Below are 1,867 nucleotides of genomic sequence, written 5' to 3' on the forward strand. Positions count from 1 at the left end.
AACTTAATTTCTAATTGCACCATCAAGAAATCAATATTCATTCTTTTTCTAATCATCTTACTTGTAGGTGACCAATATGAACTTTTTGCTCAAACATGCGGTACACGACAATTAGACCCAAGAGTAGCTTCATTTTTAAAGATGATTGGAAATGAAGACTTAACCATTGAACAACTTCGTAAAATACCTATCGAACAAATGAGGTTGGCAGGGCCACCGCCTGTACCTTATCCAAACGAGGATGTGATACGTATGAAAATTACAGCTGACAGCATTCCGGTATTAATTTTTAATCCTTCTCATACACAAAACCTTCCTATTGTAATCAACTATCATGGTGGCGGTTTTATTTTGCCATTATTGAAGGGATTAGAGTATTCACTTTGGCAGCAGGCAAAAACTTATGGGGCGATTGTTTTCGCTGTTGATTACCGGGTTGCTCCCGAAAACAAATTTCCGGCTGCTGTAAATGACAGTTACAATGCCTTTAAATGGATCGCCGAACATGGCAGTGAATTTGGTGGTGATACCAGCCGCATTGCATTACTCGGAAATAGTGCCGGAGCAAACCTGGTGGCAGTAGTAACTCAAAAAGCAAAAAAGGAAGGTATCATTCATAAAATAAAGCTGCAAATAATGAACGGGCTTCCTGTAGATTGCAGCCCTCAAAATATTGAAACATCTGTTTCATACCAGGAAAATGCCAAAGGTTATTGGCAAACAAAGGCAGGTTGCTATTTTGCAATAGAATCATATGCACCCGGTCAATACAAAAACCCAGAAGTATCGCCTATTCTTACTGAAGATTTGAGAGGTTTACCTCCCGCAGTGATTATTAATGCTGAGTTTGACCCCCTGCGGGACGACGGCTTTTTATATGCAGCTAAACTAAGAAGATTTGGAGTAAAGGTTTGGGACAAATGCTTTGCGGGGCAAATTCATCTTCTATTTGGATTGCCTCCAAATGCTGATGAGCTAAAGGAATATGAATCAATTGTTAAGACAGCCATGAAAGAAAGTTTTCATAAATGATAACTTACCCATTCTATTTAAAAAAATGACACCGACTTTTATACTTTATGAGAAATATTATTTTCATCATTCTGTTTTTTCCAGTCTTTAGCTTTGGGCAAGCCGACAGCAAAAAAGACAACAAAATTTCTATTGGAACGATAGACATGATTCATTCTACTCTGTTACATGAGGAAAGAGAAGTTTTAGTTTATGTTCCAAATTCCAGCAACCAAAATGGTAACGACCAAACACGTTATCCGGTTCTCTACCTTTTAGATGGGTATTCTTTTTTTCATTCGTTTACGGGCATGGTAGAATATTTAACTGCCATCGGCAAAATGCCGGAAATGATTGTTGTAGCGGTAGTAAATACTGATCGGGTAAGAGATTTATCGCCAACTCATTCCATTTCATGGTCAGATGGAGAACAGGATTCTGCACATCTGATAACTTCCGGTGGAGGTGAAAAATTCATTTCATTCATTCAAAAAGAGTTGATCCCCTATATTGATTCAAAATATAAGACCCAGCCCTATCGGATGTTTATAGGTCATTCTTTAGGGGGCCTAACCGTACTTAATGCGCTTATCAACCATCCATCATTATTCAATTCGTATGTTGCTATCGACCCGAGTATCTGGTGGGATAACCACTTGGTAATGAAACAGGCTGCAACGCTGTTGAAACAAAATAACTATACAGGGAAGGAACTGTTCTTTGCTTCAGCCAATACTATGAATAAAGGTATGGATACAAGTAACGTAAAAAAAGATACAACAATTGGAAATATTCATGTGAGAGATAATCTTCAATTTCGTGAAATACTAAATAATAATACAAGTAATAACCTGAA

At 37.7% G+C, this 1,867-nt stretch carries 2 protein-coding genes; both read left to right on the forward strand.

Annotated features, from left to right (window positions below; translation table 11 throughout):
* Positions 1 to 1,032, forward strand: a 1,032-nt coding sequence (locus tag ABIQ27_RS14180) for an alpha/beta hydrolase (RefSeq protein WP_348034572.1), incomplete at its 5' end; no start/stop codon positions are given.
* Between the two features lie 47 nt (positions 1,033 to 1,079).
* Positions 1,080 to 1,867: alpha/beta hydrolase-fold protein (locus ABIQ27_RS14185; RefSeq protein ID WP_348034573.1), on the forward strand; the 788-nt coding region annotated here is incomplete at its 3' end.

The sequence above is a fragment of the Flavobacterium sp. genome (assembly GCF_039916025.1).
Taxonomy (GTDB): domain Bacteria; phylum Bacteroidota; class Bacteroidia; order Flavobacteriales; family Flavobacteriaceae; genus Flavobacterium.